This window comes from Salinicola sp. (assembly GCF_982684285.1).
Genome location: NZ_CEXLVS010000200.1, coordinates 4,373 through 7,668, shown reverse-complemented (window position 1 = coordinate 7,668; position 3,296 = coordinate 4,373). Strand labels below are relative to the sequence as shown.

Sequence of the window (3,296 nt, the reverse complement as noted above, 5' to 3'; positions counted from 1 at the left end):
AACGACAGGGTAACGAAGGAAATGGCACAGGCGATGGGGAAGGAATCTGCATGATCGGCTGCTTTGGCAAGATTCCCTCGAAAGCCGATTTCGTGGGGGTGAACGCCGCCGGCACGGTGATCCAGGAGCTCGATCAGTGGCTGCAGAGCGCGCTGGTTCGATTCCTGGATCATGAAGACTGGATGCATCGATTCGATGCGCTGCCGGTCTGCTTCTTTCACTATCACGCTCGCAACGGCAGCGATGTGATGGGAGCGATGATCAGTTCCTCCGACGCTTCCGGGCGTCGCTACCCGTTCTTCATCTTTCAGCTGCTGAAAGGGGAAGGGCGGCCGCCGGTGCTGCCGTTCCTGCATACGCTGGGCGAGATCTTCGCCGGTCAGGCGCGGCAGATCCTGACCGATTCGGTACACGGACAGACGCCGATCGATCCCACAGTCGCGATCAACGAGATGCGACTCTGGAACGATCAGGATCTGGCGCTCTACCAGCGTATCCACGAGCGGTTCCTGCTGGACTACACCTTCGACGATATCGCCCGGGCGCTGGAGTGGGGGTGGCCGGAATTCATCGCCGGCGCCTGCCTGCATCGTCTGCACTATGCGCTGGAGAGTTGGGAAGCGGGCAGCACGCTGGCGGTGCTGTTGCCGCTGCCCGCCGAGCGCGGACTGAAACGCCCGGTAGCGGATCTGTGGCAGCAGTGGCTGGGTAGCGCCTGCCGCGGCTGGGCGCCGGTCATGAGCCTGTTGATCGACGATTTCATGCGCCCGCGTCTGTTGCTGATGCCCGCCTGGCAGAGCGCTGAGGCGTTTTTCGAGGTGCTCTCGAATCCCGGCGACCGCCGCTTGTGCATCGATGTGCTGGCGCCTTTCGCCGATGAAGAACCGCATCCGGGGACCTTGCCGCTGCCGGACACCCGGCTGAACCTGGCCGATTTCATGACTCGTTTTCCACGCGGCAATCAGGTGCCGTGAGCGAGCTAGATTGAGCAGATGTGCTAATGAAACGTTTGAAACTCGCTTATCTGAAATACGCCTTCTTCAAATACCAGCCCTATATCCTGGGGTTGCTGTTCTTCGCCGCCATCTTCCTGGTCTGGCGTCTGGGCGTGGCATTCGGCTTTTCGTCCCTGGCCAGCCTGCTCGCGGGTATCGTGCTGTTCCTGCTGGTGTCGGCGATCTACGTGCTGTTGCTCTACCGGGGCGTGGGGCAGAAGCGCAACCTGGAACACCTGCTGATGGAGGACGCCGATGCCGCGGTGCTGGATGCCAGCCCGCAGGACCGTGAAGAGATCAGCCTGCTTCGCGAGCGGCTGCTCAAGACCATCGAGCGGCTGAAGAAAAGCGGTCGAGGAAAAGGCAGAGGCGGCAAGGACGCGCTCTACGCGCTGCCATGGTACATGATCGTCGGCCAGCCTGCGGCAGGCAAGAGCACCATGGTCTATCAGTCCGGTCTCAACTTCCCCTTCGCCGAACGGGAAAACGCACGTGTCGCCGGCATGGGCGGGACACGTCACTGCGACTGGTTCTTCAGTTCCGACGCCATCCTGCTGGATACGGCGGGCCGGTACATGAACAGCGAAGAGGAAGCCGGCAAGTGGAAGGGGTTCCTGTCGCTGCTGAAGCAGCATCGGCGGCGCTGTCCGCTCAATGGCCTGATCGTCGCGGTCAATATCAGCGATGTCGTCCAGGCCAGCGATTCCCAGCGCAACAATCTGGCTCGGCGCCTGCGGGAGCGTATACAGGAGGCGCGCGAGCATCTGGAAGCGCGCTTGCCGATCTATCTGGTCTTTACCAAGTGCGATCTGATCGAAGGGTTCACGACCTTCTTCGAGCGTCTCGATCCACAGCGCCAGAGCGACGTGCTGGGACATACCTTCGCGCATCAGCAGCCCAGCGACGTGAACTGGAGCCAGCAGTTCGATGCCGCCCTGGAGAAGCTCTGCCGGCACTGGTTGCAGATGGGTGACGATGAGATCGTCCAGCGGGATATCGTCGACACGCGGCGGGACGTCGCCGCATTCCGGTTTCCCCTCGAACTGGCCGCACTGCGCGAGCCGCTGACCCGGTTCGTCGAGGCGTTGACCAATGCCAACCCCTACCAGAGCGCACCCTTGCTGCGTGGCTTCTATTTCGTCAGCGCGCTGCAGGGTGGAGATGTCATCGAGGGCGAGCACGCCGGGCGCGTCGGACGCCACTTTTCCCTGGCCCGGCCCGAGACGTTGAGCGGCGAGCGGACCCAGCACCCGTTCTTCATCGGCAACCTGTTTCGCCAGGTCATCATCGCCGACCAGCATCTGGCCGGGCTGTATGCGAGCGACGTTCGAGGTCGTCGTCGCAAGTTGCGCTGGACGCTGGTCGCGGGGCTGATCGGTGCCCTCTGCTGCGGGCTATGGATCACCTCCGCCATGCGCAACCACGGCGAGATCGAGGCGATGTCGGGAACCTTCGCCGACGCCGTCGAACAGGATGACCGCCAGCCGTCACAGTATGCGCGCTGGTCGAGCCTGGACGCGCTGAGGGAGTGGGGCAGCCACTACTATCAGCGTCGCCATGGCGAGGGCGTGCCCTGGTCCATGGGGTGGGGGCTTTATCAGGGGGATCGGATCGAGCCGGCCATTCGCCAACGCTACTTCGATCAACTGCAACCGGTGATGCTGGAGCCGGTCGAGCAGAACCTGACCCGTTCGCTGTTCACCCTCACTACCATCGACGTCTATCGTCGCAGCAGCGACGAGCTGCACGCCGTCGAGGGGCCGGAGACCGTCGCCCCCTATGCACGCCCCCGGGACAACAGCGCGGAATCGTTGGCCAAGTTCGGTCGCTCCACCCTGGATACCTATCTGATGATGTCGGACATCGATCGTGGCGACATCGACGCCGACGCGCTGCGGGCCCGGTTGCCAGCGTTCTGGTATCCCGCGATAGCGAAACGTACCGGTACCGAGATCGATGAAGACCAGGCGGACTATCGCTACGCGGGGCGCCAGCTCGACTTCTACAGTCGGCAGATACAGGAGAGCGACGTGCCGAGAATTTCCGCCAATGCCTTCCTGGTCTCCAGCAGTCGCAATTACATCGACAGCCTGCTGGAGCAGACGCTGACCAGTTCCGAGACCATCGTGCTGGAGTCCGACACGCTCTTCGCTTTCGGGCGCGGCGACTACGCCGGGCTGCAGGCGGCGGAGAAAGGTATTCCGTTCATGCCCCTGCGCGGCATTCTCGGATCCGATCTGCTGACCCACCGCGATGACTGGCAGATACTGGACAATCCTTTTTCCGAGGGCGATGCCATCG

Annotated in this window: 2 protein-coding genes; both read left to right on the top strand. The window is 62.7% G+C overall.

Translation table 11 applies throughout. The features are described 5' to 3' along the window. The first annotated feature begins 50 nt into the window (after positions 1-50). The gene (gene tagF, locus AC3AYF_RS15670; RefSeq protein WP_295040895.1) at positions 51-974 is read left to right on the top strand and encodes a type VI secretion system-associated protein TagF; all 924 of its coding nucleotides are present in this window, start codon (positions 51-53) and stop codon (positions 972-974) included. Positions 975-1,000: 26 nt separating this feature from the next. After that, a partial coding sequence (tssM, locus tag AC3AYF_RS15665) for a type VI secretion system membrane subunit TssM (RefSeq protein WP_487779972.1) occupies positions 1,001-3,296 on the top strand: 2,296 nt, incomplete at its 3' end.